13 protein-coding genes are annotated in these 16,612 nt (G+C 47.7%); 3 read left to right on the top strand and 10 right to left on the bottom strand.

Going from position 1 to position 16,612, the window contains the following annotated elements:
* Positions 1 to 146 precede the first annotated feature (146 nt).
* From OCV62_RS09595 to OCV62_RS09585, 3 genes are read left to right on the top strand one after another with little or no spacing between them, the layout of a single operon-like run.
* Positions 147 to 1,298, top strand: a complete 1,152-nt coding sequence (locus tag OCV62_RS09595) for an NAD(P)-dependent malic enzyme (protein ID WP_262586341.1) — start codon at positions 147 to 149, stop codon at positions 1,296 to 1,298.
* The gene (mnmL, locus tag OCV62_RS09590; protein WP_262586339.1) at positions 1,273 to 2,259 is read left to right on the top strand and encodes a tRNA modification radical SAM protein MnmL/YtqA; all 987 of its coding nucleotides are present in this window, start codon (positions 1,273 to 1,275) and stop codon (positions 2,257 to 2,259) included. Before OCV62_RS09595 ends, mnmL begins: the two co-directional genes overlap by 26 nt.
* Entirely contained in the window at positions 2,231 to 2,746 is a 516-nt protein-coding gene (locus tag OCV62_RS09585) for a DUF4364 family protein (protein ID WP_021915133.1), read from the top strand. The genes mnmL and OCV62_RS09585 overlap by 29 nt, the downstream gene beginning before the upstream one ends.
* A 6-nt stretch (positions 2,747 to 2,752) precedes the next feature.
* Here OCV62_RS09585 and OCV62_RS09580 read toward each other — a convergent pair whose 3' ends face one another.
* The 10 genes from OCV62_RS09580 to OCV62_RS09535 form a co-directional block, all read right to left on the bottom strand.
* Complete coding sequence (locus OCV62_RS09580; RefSeq protein ID WP_262586337.1) at positions 2,753 to 4,048, bottom strand: alkaline phosphatase family protein; 1,296 nt, start codon at positions 4,046 to 4,048, stop codon at positions 2,753 to 2,755.
* Entirely contained in the window at positions 4,045 to 5,403 is a 1,359-nt protein-coding gene (locus OCV62_RS09575) for a replication-associated recombination protein A (RefSeq protein ID WP_262586336.1), read from the bottom strand. Before OCV62_RS09575 ends, OCV62_RS09580 begins: the two co-directional genes overlap by 4 nt.
* Before the next feature lie 6 nt (positions 5,404 to 5,409).
* Positions 5,410 to 6,852 carry a putative ABC transporter permease gene (locus tag OCV62_RS09570; protein ID WP_262586334.1) on the bottom strand — a complete coding sequence of 481 codons (1,443 nt, stop codon included), beginning with the start codon at positions 6,850 to 6,852 and terminating at the stop codon, positions 5,410 to 5,412.
* Positions 6,853 to 7,122: 270 nt separating this feature from the next.
* Positions 7,123 to 7,854, bottom strand: coding sequence for a polysaccharide deacetylase family protein (locus OCV62_RS09565; protein ID WP_262586331.1), 732 nt, complete (start codon positions 7,852 to 7,854; stop codon positions 7,123 to 7,125).
* Positions 7,855 to 7,995: 141 nt separating this feature from the next.
* On the bottom strand, positions 7,996 to 9,351 hold the full coding sequence (locus OCV62_RS09560) for an MATE family efflux transporter (RefSeq protein ID WP_262586328.1): 1,356 nt from the start codon (positions 9,349 to 9,351) through the stop codon (positions 7,996 to 7,998).
* A 168-nt stretch (positions 9,352 to 9,519) separates the two neighbouring features.
* The gene (gene clpB / locus OCV62_RS09555; RefSeq protein ID WP_262586327.1) at positions 9,520 to 12,114 is read right to left on the bottom strand and encodes an ATP-dependent chaperone ClpB; all 2,595 of its coding nucleotides are present in this window, start codon (positions 12,112 to 12,114) and stop codon (positions 9,520 to 9,522) included.
* Positions 12,115 to 12,311: 197 nt separating this feature from the next.
* Positions 12,312 to 12,455, bottom strand: a complete 144-nt coding sequence (locus tag OCV62_RS09550) for a hypothetical protein (protein ID WP_262586325.1) — start codon at positions 12,453 to 12,455, stop codon at positions 12,312 to 12,314.
* Between the two features lie 38 nt (positions 12,456 to 12,493).
* Positions 12,494 to 13,978, bottom strand: a complete 1,485-nt coding sequence (locus tag OCV62_RS09545; protein WP_262586324.1) for a glycoside hydrolase family 32 protein — start codon at positions 13,976 to 13,978, stop codon at positions 12,494 to 12,496.
* 25 nt (positions 13,979 to 14,003) lie between these two features.
* Complete coding sequence (locus tag OCV62_RS09540; protein ID WP_262586323.1) at positions 14,004 to 15,683, bottom strand: type 2 periplasmic-binding domain-containing protein; 1,680 nt, start codon at positions 15,681 to 15,683, stop codon at positions 14,004 to 14,006.
* A gap of 21 nt (positions 15,684 to 15,704) precedes the next feature.
* The gene (locus tag OCV62_RS09535) at positions 15,705 to 16,601 is read right to left on the bottom strand and encodes a carbohydrate ABC transporter permease (protein ID WP_021915143.1); all 897 of its coding nucleotides are present in this window, start codon (positions 16,599 to 16,601) and stop codon (positions 15,705 to 15,707) included.
* Between the last annotated feature and the right edge of the window lie 11 nt (positions 16,602 to 16,612).

Genomic DNA, 16,612 nt, shown 5'->3' with positions numbered 1-16,612 from the left:
GTACCACACTCAAAACAGAATAGGAAGATTTTTTCCTTGATTCACTCAAATAAATCAGATATGATGATATACAGAGAGCTACGAATGGCGCGTATGCCCCGACATCATCATTCCTTATTAAATAAAAAAGAAAGCAGGCAAATCAAATGACAAATCAGGAGAAAGCGCTGGAACTGCATGCGAAGCTGCAGGGAAAGCTTGAAACCGTTTCCAAAACACCCGTCCGCACCCGTGAAGACCTTGCACTTGTCTATACTCCCGGCGTTGCGGAGCCTTGTAAGGTCATTGCAAAAGACCCGGCTGCCGCTTACACCTATACGATGAAAGCAAACACTGTAGCTGTTGTTTCCGACGGTTCCGCCGTACTGGGACTCGGCAATATCGGTCCGAAGGCCGCTATGCCCGTTATGGAAGGCAAGGCTGTCTTATTTAAAGAATTCGGCGGTGTCAACGCAGTTCCCATCTGCCTGGATACTCAGGACACGGAAGAGATCATCAAAGCTGTTACCTGGCTTGCTCCCGCTTTTGGCGGCATCAATCTGGAAGATATCAGTGCACCCCGCTGCTTCGAAATCGAAGAGCGCTTAAAAGAGACCCTGGATATCCCTGTTTTCCACGATGACCAGCACGGAACTGCTATTGTTGTACTCGCCGGCATCATCAATGCCCTAAAGGTAGTCGGTAAGAAAAAGGAAGACTGCCGCGTTGTTGTAAACGGCGCAGGAAGCGCAGGAGTTGCCATTACCCGCCTGCTGATAACCTACGGCTTTTCCAATATCATTATGTGCGATAAATCCGGCATTCTCTGCGATGGCGCAGAGGGCTTAAACTGGATGCAGGAAAAGATGGTAAAACGCACCAATCTGGCTCACGAAACCGGTTCCCTTGCAGATGCTTTAAAGGGTGCTGATATTTTCGTCGGCGTTTCCGCTCCAGGTATTGTGACGGAAGAGATGGTGGCTTCCATGAATTCCGATGCTATTCTGTTTGCAATGGCTAACCCCGTTCCTGAGATCATGCCTGATCTCGCAAAAAAAGCAGGGGCACGCGTTGTCGGCACCGGACGCAGCGATTTCCCGAACCAGGTCAACAACGTTGTCGCATTCCCCGGCATCTTCCGCGGTGCTCTGGAAGGACATGCAAAACAGATCACCGATAAAATGAAGCTGGCTGCCGCTAATGCCATCGCAGCCCTCGTTTCTGACGAAGAATTAAACGAAAACAATATCATGCCAGAAGCATTCGATCCCAGAGTTGCGGACGTTGTTGCAGATGCAGTCAAGAAAAACATCCGTTGATCTCTGGCACCAGAAGCCCTACTATTCGCTGGACGCCTGGTGTAAAAATACATACGGACGAAAGCTTTACAAGGCTGCGCTTGATATCGGCTGTACCTGTCCCAACCGGGATGGCACCCTCGATACAAGAGGCTGCATTTTCTGCTCTGCAGGCGGAAGCGGCGATTTTGCTGCTTCCCGGCAGCTTTCTGTAACAGACCAGTTAACTCAGGCAAAGTCACTTCTGTCCTCCAAATGGATACCGGAACCCGGCAAACCGTCTCTGATCGCCTATTTTCAGGCATATACCAACACGTATGGCGATCCGGACAGACTGCTTTCCTGTTATGAAGAAGCACTTTCCTCTCCGGAGGTCGCAGGAATTTCCATTGCGACGCGCCCGGATTGCCTTTCCGATATCATTCTGGAGGGACTTGACCGCCTCCAGTTACTGTATCCTGACCGGTTTATCTGGATCGAGCTTGGTCTGCAGTCCATTCATGACCACACTGCAGCAAGGATCCGCCGGGGATATCCGACCTCCGTATTTTATGATGCTGCAGCAAAGCTCCATGCCAGAAGGCTTCCCTTTATCGTCCATCTGATCCTCGGACTCCCCGGGGAAACCCGGCTTGACCTGCTGGAAAGCATCCGTGCCGTCAATCAGGTGCATCCCTTTGGTGTCAAGCTGCAGCTTCTCCATATTTTAAAGGGAACAGATCTTGCCCTGCTTTATGAAGCCGGAAAGCTTCCTGTACTGACACAGGAAGAATATCTCGATCTGCTGACAAGCTGTATCGCTGCACTTTCTCCGGATATCTGCCTCCACCGGGTCACCGGAGACGGTCCCCGCAAGCTCCTGATCGCGCCCCAGTGGAGTCTTTCGAAACGAAACGTCTTAAACGGGCTGCATGCCCTTATGAAACAACGAAATCTCAGACAAGGGGATAATTATGAACCAGGAACCTCTTACACTCTATAAACTGATCGTTCTTTATCTGCTCAACAAGGTATCCTTCCCACTCACAATGGCGCAGGTCAGCGATCTCATTCTGGAAAAAGAATATACCAGCTATCTGACACTGCAGCAGGTTATCAATGAGCTGGCGCAGGCCGGTCTGATCACTGCCAAAACACTGGTCAACCGCACCCATCTGCAGATCACGGAGGAGGGCCGCAATACCCTTTCCTATTTTGAGAACCGCATCAGTGACGCGATCAAGACAGACATCGGCGAATATCTTAAAAAAAATGAACTGGAAATGCGCAACGAATCTTCGATTCAGAGCAACTACTATAAGGCTGTCAACGGGGAATTCGAAACAGAGCTGACTGCAGTGGATAAGGACGTCAACCTGGTGACCATCCGCCTTACGGTTCCTACAGAAGAGCTCGCAATTTCCATTTGCGAAAACTGGCAAAAAAATAACAGGGAGATTTATCAGTATCTGACAACCGCCCTGTTTTAAAGTATGTTATTGCAACATCTCCCGGATCACACTGCCATCTGTTTTTCCGAGGTCTATCTCCAAAAGTGCTGCCAATGTCGCGCCCTCATCCCAGAGCGCGATATTTTTTTCTACCCGGGCACCAGCTCTTACACTGCATCCCGACATTGCAAAAAAGGTCTGATAGTCTGCCTCACCCGGCAGATACCCGTGGGTCCCCTTCATGCCATGTGCGCAGTCTTTTTCTGTTGCCGTCAGCTGTTCCCATTCGTCCAGAAAAAACCATCCTTCCTTTGCTTCCAGCATCAGAAAGCAGTTTTCGTCTGCGCCCATATTTGCTGCCTCTTCCCGGGTCAGAATCCTTTCGATTCCAAAATCCTCCCGTCCTTTCAGCGTCTCCAGCACTTTTCTTGTACGCTTTTGCACTTCTGCATTGTTTTCTACAGACGGATGCAGATAGATATAGCAGCTTCCGTCACAGTTTTTTGCATAGGCCTTCCAGCTTTTGATCCTGCCGTTGCGGACCGTCAGCAAGCCGGCTTTCCACAGTGCATGATTGACAAAGGCAACCTTGTCCACATCCTTCTGATAATGATCCCCCAGAAGCACGACCGTCGTGCTTTCCATCTCTCCGGTTTCCTCCAGTGCCCTTACAATCTCGCCCAGACGCTTATCGTGGCGCTTAAGAGCTTCTTTTGCCTCCTTACTCTCCACGCCATAGAGATGTCTGTTCGCATCCACATCCGTCAGATGCAGCAAAAACAGCTGCGGATTGTATTTGTAGATCGTATCCAGCGCGCATGCCTGAATAAAATTGTCCAGTTGGGGCTGTGCGATTCCGTTTCGCAAATGTCCGAAGCGTTTGTTCAGATCCAGCTGATAAAACAACGGACCGTTCGTCGCATTCATCAGGATCTGATTTTGCCATTTGCGTGTCACCATAATCTCCGGCACATAGTAGTTCATCCTGCTGCCTGCCGCAACAGGCCACAAAAGCCCGGCCGTCGTCATTCCCTTTTTCTTCGCTTCGTCATAAAGCGTCGTGCTGCGGATCCATTTGCGATGATAAAGCCAGTCCGGATCCTTCCGGTTGGGCTGGATTTTTGTGTTGTTCACAATCCCGTGATTTTTCGGCATCCGCCCTGTCACAATGGATGTATGGGCCGGATAGGTCAGGGACGGACACACACTGTTTACATGGCTGCACAGCGCTGCCTGTTCAAAAAAGCGCCGAAAATTCGGCAGGGTCTGTAAATATTCCAGGTCCTTTGCTCCGACCGCATCAAAGGACACGATCATGACCCGCTTTGGTATCTGTTTCATTGCTCTTCTCCATCCTGCGGCTTTTGCTCTGTCTTAGCCGCTTCCCTGCGTATCCGCTGCATGTGCTCTTTGATTTTTACTTCATATCCCATCCCACTTGGCTGATAAAACTCTCTTCCGGACAGCTCATAAGGTAAATACTGCTGTCTGACATAGTGGTTTGGATAATCGTGTGCATATTTATAATCTTTTCCGTGTCCCAATTTTGCTGCTCCTTTATAATGGGCATCCTGCAAATGCACCGGAATCGCCAGATTTCCGGTTTCTTCCACCGTCTTCATTGCAGACGCAATGGCGTTGACCGCTGCGTTGCTTTTCGGCGCACATGCAATGTAGGCCGCCGCCTGTGCCAGAATAATCTGCGCCTCCGGCATGCCCACCCGCTCTGCTGCCAGGGATGCAGAAACCGCTACCTGCAGCGCTGTCGGATCTGCATTGCCAACATCCTCCGACGCACAGATCATCATCCTGCGGGCGATAAATGTCACGCTTTCCCCAGCATACAGCATCCGCGCCAGATAATAAACCGCCGCATCCGGATCGGAGCCCCGCATACTCTTGATAAATGCCGAAATCGTATCATAATGATTATCGCCTGTTTTGTCGTATTTTACTGCACGTTTTTGAATACATTCCTGGGCAACCTCCAGGGTCAGATGGATTTTTCCATCCTCTGAGCGCTGTGTCGTCATTACGCCAAGCTCTACTGCATTCAATGCCGCACGTGCATCTCCGCCTGCAATATCCGCCAGAAACTCCAACGCATCCGGCTCTATCTGTGCCTGATAGGCACCCATTCCTCTCTGATCATAGACTGCCCGTCGGATCAGTTCTTCGATATCTTCCTTTGAAAGCGGCTTGAGTTCAAAAATAACCGAACGGGACAGCAGCGCTCCGTTTACCTCAAAATACGGATTTTCCGTCGTCGCACCGATCAGGATCAGGGTTCCATCCTCCACAAAGGGAAGCAGATAGTCCTGCTGACTCTTGTTGAACCGATGGATCTCATCAATGAACAGGATCGTCTTTTTTCCAAACATTCCACGGTTGTCCTTTGCCTTTGCGACAACCTCTTCCATATCCTTTTTGCCTGCCACAGTCGCATTGATCTGCATAAACTCCGCGCTGGTCGTATTCGCGATCACCCTCGCAAGAGTCGTTTTGCCCGTTCCGGGCGGTCCGTAAAAAATGATGGAGGAAAGCTTGTCCGCCTGAATCGCACGGTACAAAAGCTTGTCCTTTCCGATAATGTGCTGCTGCCCGACTACCTCATCCAGCGTCCGGGGCCGCAGCCTTGCCGCCAGCGGCGCTTCCTTTTCCTGATTGGTCTGTCTCATATAATCGAAAAGATCCATGTCCCCTTATTGTACCTCCACTTTCATGTTCGGCCACACCTTCTCAATCCGCTCGTCAGGGTAATTGATGTCAAAGAATGTGTCGATCACGCTCTTCTTTTCCGCCCGCACGGTTCCTGTGGTACTTTCCGTGCCCGCGGCAGTCCCTGCGTCCGCGACGCTTTCCTCCTTCGCGGCGTGTTCTACGCCTGCGGCAGTCCCTGCGTCCGCACTGCTCTCCTGCACCGCCGCGCTGTCCTGTCGTTCCACATAGCGTACCATGGCGCCTGCTGAAATCACCGCATCGCAGCTCATCAACACGATAACTGCCCAGGTCGCAATTTTTGCTCCAAGGGGCGGCAGCTTTTCGATCCATCCACTGATCGTCGGATAACAAATTTTTACCCAGACAACGGATAACATCCCCCAGAAAATGCAATACAGCAGGTTGGTTCTCCCGCCGATATTAAAGGGCATGTCACTGTAATCCCAGAATGTAGTCCCGAGAAAAATCTCTGTAAATACGCTGCACAGATATTCATATACGCCGCCCAGCACACTGCCCGCCAGGAAAATATAACGATCCTCTTTTCCGGCAAGCCGCTGCAATACAACTGTCAGAATGACCGCACCGAAGCCCCAGACAATACTGAAGGTGCCGTAAATTACGCTGGACCGGCTCATCCATACGCCTCCCGTCACCCTGCAGAACAGCGTTTCGATCAGATCTCCGAGAAATGCACAGATCATAAATACCCAGATCAGCTTATCCACACAGACGCCTCTTGCAAAGACATATCGTTCTGCCCGATCTGCCTCCTCCAGAGCTTCCATCTCCGGGTATGCACGGTTTAACCGCTTCCAGACTGCATGATAGATCTTGCCTCCAAGCTTTTGCTTGACTTCCTTTTGTTCCTGCAGAAGTCTCCCCTGGGTTTCCTTCAGCTCTGTCAGGCTCCTGCTTTTCCTGACTGCAATCAGAATCGACACCAGGTCGGCAGCCATCAGCCCAAAGCCGACTATGTCTATGATCCGCAGCACAATTGTCGGAATCATCGAAAACAGGATAAAGACCGGAGGATGCAAAAGCAGCACCGCCGTCATCACAACTGCTGCCTTGATCAGCGAAAGGAGCACACTCTTTTTCTTCCCGCCAAACAGTGTCACATCCTCGTAATTCCACAAATGCTTTTTCCAGATTTTGGCTGCGATCCCTCCGGAAAAATATTCCACAACGGACACGACCATCCAAGTGGTCAGAAACTGCAGCAGCCATTTTGTCCCCTGCTCCGGCAGCAAAAGGATCAGAATATCCATCATTATGCCGTATTCCGGACAAAGGGGCAGACTGAAAAATCCGCGGTTGCAAAATCTTCTTTCTTTTACTGCAAAAAAGGCAACCTCCAGTGCCCATCCGATAAAGCTGTACAGCAGCAGATACGCTGCCAGTTCTGTGTAGGTGTATTGCATTCTTTCCGCTCATTTCTGCGCACGCTTTTTTCGCATGTCGAGTTTGTGTCAAGTGCGCGCAGACACAAATCTCGTGATTGAAACATTTTTTTCAATCTGTGTAACTGTTTCCTTTCGTTCTAAACCGGACCATGGATTACGAAGTAGGATTGTTGGAGTGCGCAGCACGGAACAATCCGCAGGCATCAAGGTCGGTGCAAAAGCTTCCACATTTGATTATAACAACTATTTTCCCTGCTGTACATGTTGGATTTCATCCAACTGCGAATTTCAGGATACCAGCATTATTTCTTCGACTGTCACAAAGACATAGCCTTGGCTTTGCAGCTCATCCACAATAAAAAGTGCCGCCTCAATACTGGAAGCATATTCATCATGCAGCAGGATAATCGCATTTTCCCGCGCTTTGGACAAGATTCGCTTTTCAACATTGGTGCTGCTTTGACTGCACCAGTCCAGGGGATCGATCGTCCACAGCACCGGGAACATATTCAGCTCCTGTTCGAAGCCTTTGTCCCAGCTTCCATAGGGCGGACGGACAAAAATGGTTTCCGCTCCTGTTATCTCCTTCAATACCTCATTCGTGGAGATCAGCTCCTGTCGAAAGGCTTCCCGGTTATTGCTTGTCAGCTGAATATGACTATAGGTGTGGTTGCCGATCAGATGCCCCTCCTTCTGCATACGCAAAATCAGCTCCGGATATTTTTCTGCATTCTCCCCTGTAACAAAAAAACTGGCTTTTGCGCCCCGCTCTGCCAGACCGTCCAAAAGTATTTTCGTATAGACCGGATGCGGGCCGTCATCAAAGGTAAGGGCAATCTTTTTGGGCTCTACTGCATCGGATACACCGCCGGAAGTCTGTATTGCTGCCTTTTCCTTCCCGTTTTTTTCCTCCCCTGTCAGCTGCCCTCCCGCAGCAGTTCCAAAAAGCAGCAATCCAACCAGAAAAAGTCCCAGTTGAATTGCTGCCCTTTCATTTCGTTTCTCTTTTTTATGTTCCATGGAAAACCGCCTTTTCCGGTTCCTTCTTTTTAATCTATGCAGCAGAAGCCCTCTATCATTCGGAAAGGACGGCGCAGCAACGCCAAAACCTTATCTGTCTGCAGAAGAACTACCGGACTTTGACGGTTCTCGTCCCCGGACTCAGCTCTGAAATTCCAGCTGCCGAAAGCTGTGCCTGAAATAGAGCACCTCCGCCACAGATGTAATCGCCCAGGAGAAAAAGTAGAGGGAGTACAGCGCCGGAATCGTATGAATCCATACAAAAATGGTATACACCCAGATCACCCGGAACACACAGGAGCCTAAAATAACGATGACCATCGGCACAATGCTCTTTCCGATTCCTCGGGAGGCTGCGATGCTGCAGTCCATAAACGCACTGATCATATAAGAAAATCCCATGATCTTCACACGCTGCATTCCGGCATCGATTACAGCAGGCTCCGTCGCAAACAGCGACAGAAACTGTCGTCCGAAAATCAGCAGGAGTCCGCCAAAGATCGCACCTGCCGCAAAGGAATAGGTCAGCCCGACGAGATAGCTCTTTTTCATCCGTTCCCGGTTGCCAGCGCCCCAGTTCTGTCCGATAAAGCTGGAACAGCCGGTATAAAACGCTGCCATAATATTAAAAATCAGCGTGTCCGCATTTGCTGCAGCTGCATTTCCGGACACCATCACCGCATCAAAGGAATTGACGCCGGACTGCACAAAAAGGTTCGCGATAGCAAAGATGGCATTCTGGATACCGGTGGGTATGCCAAGCACCAGAATCGCTTTTCCGCAGGCCGGATCCAGTCTGAGCTTCGAAGGGTGCAGCCCACAGTCGTCCGTCCGTCGCAGCAGATGAATCACGATCAGAAGTGCAGATAAATACTGTCCGATCACACTGGCGATGGCCACGCCCTCTGCTGCCATATGGCACACGATAACAAAAAACAGATTTAAAATAACGTTTACAATTCCTGCAATGGACAGATATACCAGCGGACGTTTCGTATCCCCGGTGGCGCTCAGAATACCGTTGCCGCAGTTATACAGTGCCATACCCGGCATGCCCAGTGCATAAATTTTCAGATACAAAACAGCACTGTCCATCAGCTCTTCTTTGGTATGCAGAATTCCAAGCAGTCCCTCTGCAAAGAAAAAACAGGCTGCACCCACAAGCAGACCGACGATCAGACAGATTACAAAGGCGGAATGCACGGTTTTGATCACGGATTCCCTGCGCCTTGCACCCAGCTCATGCGCCATCCGCACATTGACACCGCAGCCCATTCCGATCAGGAAGCCGGTAAACAGCGTGACCAGAAGCGTTGTCGAACCAACCGCCCCCAGCGCCCGGTAGTCCGAAAAGCGCCCTACCACCGCTACGTCACTCATATTAAACAGCACTTCCAGCACCTGGGAAAATACCAGCGGGCAGCTCAGGAAAAACAGGTTCTTCCAGATCGAACCTGTTGTCATTTCTATTGCTTTTGTTTTCTTTTCTCTCTCCATTCCCCTGTAAAAGCCTTTCTATCCACAGAATCTGCATCAATATGCGCTTTTTCAGGTCGTTTTTCGACCCGTATCTATCACAATACTCGCAGGAGTTGATTTTGTAAAGAGAAAAAGCACCCGGCAGGAGAAACCTCCTCCCGCCGAGTGCTTCTACAGTCTGCAGCTTTAAACGCTATGCTGCTTTTTCTTTGCGACCAGCTCGCCGTTTTCCACTGCGATCAGGATCGTGTCACCCATCTGTACCTGATCTGCCAGGATCAGCTTTGCAGACAGCGTTTCCACATATTTCTGGATATAACGCTTCAACGGACGCGCGCCATAAATCGGATCATATGCGTTGTCTACAATGAACTGCTCCGCATCCGGGCTGAGTTCGATCGAAAGCTGCTTATCTTCCAGACGATGATTCAAGTCTGCGACAATCAGATTGATAATACCGCTGATGTTATCCTTCGTCAGAGGCTTGAACAGGATGATCTCATCCAGACGGTTCAGAAACTCCGGACGGAAGTGACCGCGCAGATCCTTCGTTACCAGCTCTTCTGCTTCCGGCTTAATCGTGCCGTCCGCATCGATGCCATCCAGCAGATAGTTCGCGCCGATATTCGAGGTCATGATCAGAATCGTGTTCTTAAAGTCCACGGTCCTGCCCTGGGAATCCGTAATCCGGCCGTCATCCAGCACCTGCAGCAAAACATTGAAGACATCCGGATGTGCCTTTTCAATTTCATCGAACAGGACAACTGAGTAGGGCTTTCTGCGGACTGCTTCTGTCAGCTGACCGCCTTCTTCATAGCCAACGTATCCGGGAGGCGCTCCGATCAGACGGGACACAGAGTATTTCTCCATGTACTCACTCATATCGATCCGGACCATGTTGTTCTCGTCATCAAACAGGGACGCCGCAAGCGCTTTTGCAAGCTCCGTCTTACCGACACCGGTAGGTCCAAGGAACAGGAACGAACCGATGGGCTTGGTCGGATCCTTGATACCTGCTTTGGAACGGATAATGGCATCCGTCACCTTCGTTACCGCTTCATCCTGACCGATGACTCTCTTATGCAATTCGTCATCCAGATGCAGCGTCTTATTGCGCTCACTTTCTGTCAGCTTTGCAACAGGAATACCTGTCCACCGGGAAATAATCCGGGCGATTTCTTCATCAGTTACCGCTTCGTGAACCAGGGAAAGGTCTTCCTTCTTTACTTTTTCTTCTTCCTGCTCCAGCTGTTTTTTCAACTCCGGCAGTTTGCCATAAGAAAGCTCTGCAGCTTTCTCCAGGTCGCCTTCGCGCTGTGCAATCTGAATTTCATTGTTGACCGCTTCGATCTCTTCTCTTAATTTGGAAAGGTTCTCTACGCTCTTCTTCTCGTTATCCCACTGCGCTTTGCGGTTGTTGTACTCGGACTTTAACTCCGCAAGCTCCTTCTGAAGTGCTTCCAGACGCTCCTTGCTCAGGGTGTCGTCTTCTTTTTTCAGCGCAGCCTCCTCAATTTCCATCTGCATGACCTTACGGCGCAGCTCGTCCAGCTCCGCAGGCATGGAGTCCATCTCGGTCTTGATCAGTGCGCACGCTTCATCCACCAGGTCGATCGCTTTATCCGGCAAAAACCGGTCAGAAATATAACGGTTGGACAAAACGGCGGCACTTACCAATGCATTATCCAGAATCTTTACGCCGTGATACACCTCATAACGATCCTTTAAGCCACGCAGAATGGAAATGGTATCCTCAACGGTAGGCTCATCCACCTGCACCGGCTGGAAACGACGTTCCAGAGCGGCATCCTTTTCAATATATTTGCGGTATTCATCCAGTGTCGTTGCACCGATACAATGCAGCTCGCCTCTCGCCAACATAGGCTTCAGCATGTTGCCGGCATCCAGTGCACCGTCTGTTTTGCCCGCACCGACGATGGTATGCAGCTCATCAATAAACAGAATGATCTGTCCTTCGCTCTTCTTCACATCCTCCAGCACTGCCTTCAGACGCTCTTCAAATTCGCCCCGATACTTGGCACCTGCTACCAGTGCACCCATATCCAGTGCGAAGATCTTTTTATCTTTCAGCCCCTGGGGTACGTCGCCCCGCACGATTCTCTGTGCCAGTCCTTCGACAACGGCGGTCTTGCCGACGCCGGGTTCACCGATCAGAACCGGGTTGTTCTTCGTTTTTCTGGAAAGAATCCGAACCACGTTACGGATTTCATTATCCCTGCCGATGACCGGATCGAGCTTCTGGGCTCTCGCCTTTTCTACCAGATCCTGTCCGTACTTCTCCAATGTATCATAAGTAGCCTCCGGATTGTCCGAAACGACTCTCTGATTGCCGCGCACCGTGGACAATGCCTGTAAAAAACGCTCCCGCGTGATGCCGTACTCGGTAAAGATCTGCTTGATCTCCTTATTCGGATACTGCAGCATGGACAAAAACAGATGCTCTACAGAAACATATTCATCTCCCATCTGTTTTGCTTCATCCTCGGCATGGATCAGCACCTGATTTAAGTCCTTGCCGATATAAACCTGACCGCCCTGCACCTTTACGCGCTTTGCCAGCGCCTGTTTGCTGCGGTCCACAAAATGCTCCTTCTGGATTTCCATCTTCTCGATCAGCTTTAAGATCAGGCTGTCTTCGATGGTCAGAAGGCTGTATAAAAGATGTTCTTCTTCGATCTCCTGATTGCCGTATTCATAGGCAAGCTTTTCACAGTTCTGCACTGCTTCTACGGATTTCTGGGTAAATTTGGAAATGTTCATACACAGCTCCCTCCTTACTCAATCTATCATGGTTTCGCCATTCGGCTCCTCTATTGGAACCTTCCGGCCGCTGTTGTTTGTTCTAGTGAAGCTATAACACTTCATCTGAATCCTACTATAACACCAGCTATTAGCCACGTCAAGAGGTGAGTGCTAATTATTTTGTGAAGATTGTGTGAATGTGTGAACTCTACAAGTCATGCTCCTGTCTGCATGCGGATTGCCAGCAGCTTCTGAATTTCCTCTCTGGTTGGCATTACACGCAGTGCTCCTATTTTTTCACGCACCATCTGTACTGCAAAGGGGATTCCCGTTTTAGGAATCCCCCTATCATTATCCATGCGTTTTCCAACTCCATGTAAGTTTTATCATGTGTTTCCTAAACCAGATCGTATTTCACCACATCGATTTTAGCTGCACCTTCCGCAAAGAATGAAATTCCTTTTGCCTCCTGCTCTGTAAATATGACAGCCGACATAACCTGCTCGCCATCATTAATAAATACTTCTGCGCTAAATCTATCCAAAATCACGCGAAGCTTTAATTCATTGGCATCTCCATTTACCAGACATCTTCTCTGATGAACCAATGCTCGTTCGCTTCCCGAAAATGTTCTGTCAATTTTCAGGACAGACTCATCCGGGCGGAAGCACAATTCTGTATGAAACCTCTCATTCTGTGCAAAACGTAATGCGAATTTCTTATAGACATTTTCCTTATCTTCCGGACGTATCACAAGCTCCATATCGATCGTTCGTCCTTCGATTTTATCCAATGAGATCGTATCATTATTTATTACTACATTATTGTACTCAACTCTGTCTTTTCGCATCGCATCGAGTTCTTTGATCGGCGTTTGATAAAGTCTTCCGTTTTTCACAGATAATTCTCTCGGCAGACTCATTTGTGCAAACCATTTTGAGTCATTGCAACGATGAGCAATCGTGTCCCAGTTCTGCATCCAGCCAATCATAATTCTCCGTCCATCCGGGGTTCCCAACGTCTGCATTGCATAAAAATCAATTCCATAATCCACAGACTGCGCAAACTGCTCTTTTAAGGTATATTTATCCTTGTCCATTTCTCCTATGATACATAAAGTACCATTTCCGTTATGATATTCCAAGCCTTCCGGCAGCATATCCTGTGGACTGGTCAAAAGAACGTGTTTCCCATCCAGTTCAAAGAAATCCGGACATTCCCACATCTTTCCAAAACGTTTCTTATTTTTTGCAAGGATGCTGACAAATTTCCAGTCAAATCCGTTTTCGCTTCTATAAAGAAGAATCTGTCCACTTCCATCTGCCGGTCTGCTTCCGATAACACAATAGAAGTTCCCATCTTTTCCTTTCCAGATCTTTGGATCACGGAAATCCACTTTACTTGCACCTTCCGGAAGATCTTTGGCTGTCAGAACAGGATTTTTCTCATATTTCTTATAATCTTTTCCATCTCCAACAGCCACTGCCTGTGTCTGAATATCCCTTACAGTTCCATCTTCCATTGTTTCCTGATCTACCGCAGTATAGAGGAGCAGTTGTCTTCCGTCCTCTAACTCTATTGCGCTTCCTGAAAAGCATCCAATTTTATCATAATCTTCATCCGGTGCCAAAGCTGCTGGAAGATGTTTCCAGTGAAGCAGATCTTTACTAACCACATGACCCCAATGCATACTGTTCCAGTGTGTATCGTATGGATAATACTGATAAAAAAGATGGTACTCTCCCTGATAGTATGAAAAACCATTCGGATCATTCATCCATCCGACATATGGACTCACATGAAAAGCCGGTCTATCTTCTGCTTTTATCTGCTTTCCCTGTTCATCTTCATATTTTCTAGCCTTTTCTAACATCTCACTCATGTAAATTCTCCTATTGTTCGTAGCGTTATTTTTCTTCACTCAATGACTTCTGATACTGATCAAAGTATTTCTGTTTAATTGAAAGATAATCAGAAAGTCCATACTGTTCCATTTTCTTCAGATAGGAATCCCACTCTTTTTCAATTCCACCATTCAGGATCCAGTCTGCTTTCTTCTGCTCTGCATATTTTCTAATATCTGTATCGTACTGAGACACTTTATTGGTATCCTCAATGCTCATAAAGACGTTTGGATAAACATACTTGCTGTTCATATCCTGCAGATAAGTTTCATGCATATTGTCTAAACGCCATTTTGCATCTTCTGGCTGTGTTACATATACATCATAATATTCATTCAGTACTGCAAGCGGACCATTTACAGATTGTGCCTCACGTACTTCTACCGGAGACTGAGTTCCAAGATCCATATGCTTCAGCATTTCTCCGCCATCTTTATTCCTGGACAGTTCAAAAATGTTAAAAGAATCCTTTTCTCCATAAGTTCCCCAGTTATTCTGCGGTGACTGAAAGGGGGCATACATCTGATCAATCCATGCGGCGGCAAGTGCTGTGTCACGACAGCTGGATGTAAGGACACATCTTCCACGATCGAATCCGCTTGTTTCGCTGTTGTTCTGTCTTGTGATATTTCTCATTCCATCCGGTCCTGTCAACGCTGGCAGCATCACATAATCTTCATTGTTATCGATATTTGCAATATCCCATGTAAAGCAGAGACCATATCGATGATTCTTTCCTTTTGCCACATAGGTGGACCACTCTTGTGTAAATGCTTCCGGGTCGACCAGATCCTCTGTTACAAGCTTATGCAACCATTGGATACCTTCTTTATAACCTTCCTGAACCGTTGTGTAAATAACTTTTCCTTCATCCGTTACAGCGAAATGATCCCCTGTATCTCCATAACCTTCTCCAAATCCATTGATCAAAATTGCAGGATCCTGATCTCCATTATTGATAATAAATGACATCGGGATTACATCACCTTCAATGGAAAATTCTTTTTCAAGTTCATCTGCATGATCACGGAATTGAATTAATACCTGTTCCAGTTCATCTGTTGTTGTCGGAATCTCAAGTCCAAGATAATCCAGCCATTTTTTGTTAATATACGGGATATCTCCGATTGCCTGAATGGCTTCTTTCCCTGCTCCAAGCTGCTCAATCCATGGAAAGGAATAAATATGTCCATCCGGTGCTGTACACATCGCCCTGTATTCCGGATATTTTTCAAATACTGCCTGTAAATTCGGCATATATTTATCTATCAGGTTTTCCAATGGAATGATGATTCCCTGCTTTGCATAACGCAGCAGGTCATACTCACTCATTCCGGCATTGAATAATCCGTCCGGCAGATTTCCAAACTGGGCAAGTGCCAGGTTTTTCTTATCAGAAAACTGGTCTGATACAAAACAAGTCCAGTCAATATGAACATTTGTCTGCTCTTCCATGCGCTGAAAGATCACTCGTTCATTTGGCTCCTGTGTTGATGTAGCCGGTGCACTTGTAATAAAGGAAAGTTCTGCGGTTTCCTTCAATGGAAACTGCACTTCCGATACAGGTGTATCCGGATCAATTTCAGCTGCAAGCTGCTGCTCTTTTCCACATCCTGCAATTCCCACCATCATCGTCAAGAATAGTCCAATTGCAAGTAATGCATTTACTTTTCTTTTCTTCATAGCTGTATCGTTCCTTTCTTATTAGCCTTTTACCGATCCGACCATAATTCCTTTATCAAAATATTTCTGGAAGAATGGGTACATTACTAACAGTGGTAAACTTGATACTACAATGGTTGCATATTTAAGCTGTTCTGCTATTTTTGCCATTTCTGCCGTACTCTGGATATCGGCGATCATTCCCGGCTGTGGTGTATTCTGTACCAGAATAGAACGGAGCACTAACTGCAATGGCTGCAGATTTGCATCATTCAAATAAATCATTGCATCGAAATAACTGTTCCACATTCCAACGAAGGACCAGAGTGCCAGAACTGCAATGATCGGCTTACATACCTGAATCATGATTTTAAAGAAATGCTGGATCTCATTTGCCCCGTCGATCGCAGATGCTTCTCTTAATTCTGTCGGAATTGATTGATAATAAGTTCTTGCGAGAATCATATTCCATACATTAAATGCCCCCGGAATCAGGATTGCCCACACCGTATTAACCAAGTGCAGCTGATTGATCAAAATGAAGGTAGGAATCATTCCACCCCCAAAGAACATTGTGATCAGGAAAATAATATTGAATAATTCTCTTCCTACAAATTCTTTTTTAGACAACGGATATGCTGCCAGCAATGTCACAAAAACGGAAATAACTGTAAATGCAAGTGAATACAGGAAAGAATTTAAAAATCCACGCCAGATCATTGCATTCTCTAATACTCTTCGATAGGCATCTAATGTCCAGTCCTTGATTTTAAAACTCAATCCCTGGTTATTCAAAACATTCGGATCCATAAAGGATGCGAGTACCACATAAACAATCGGTATTGCTATAGAAAGGACGAATAAACCAAGAATGGTAAATCCGATTCCAAGGATTACGCTGTCTGTCCTTGAATATTTTTTATTCTTTATTTTCTCCATCTTTTCTCCCT

It is taken from the genome of Gallintestinimicrobium propionicum (genome assembly GCF_025567525.1).
Classification (GTDB): Bacteria; Bacillota; Clostridia; order Lachnospirales; family Lachnospiraceae; genus Gallintestinimicrobium; species Gallintestinimicrobium propionicum.
Note: the sequence above shows the minus strand (reverse complement) of the source record. Positions and strands in the feature narration are given on the sequence as shown.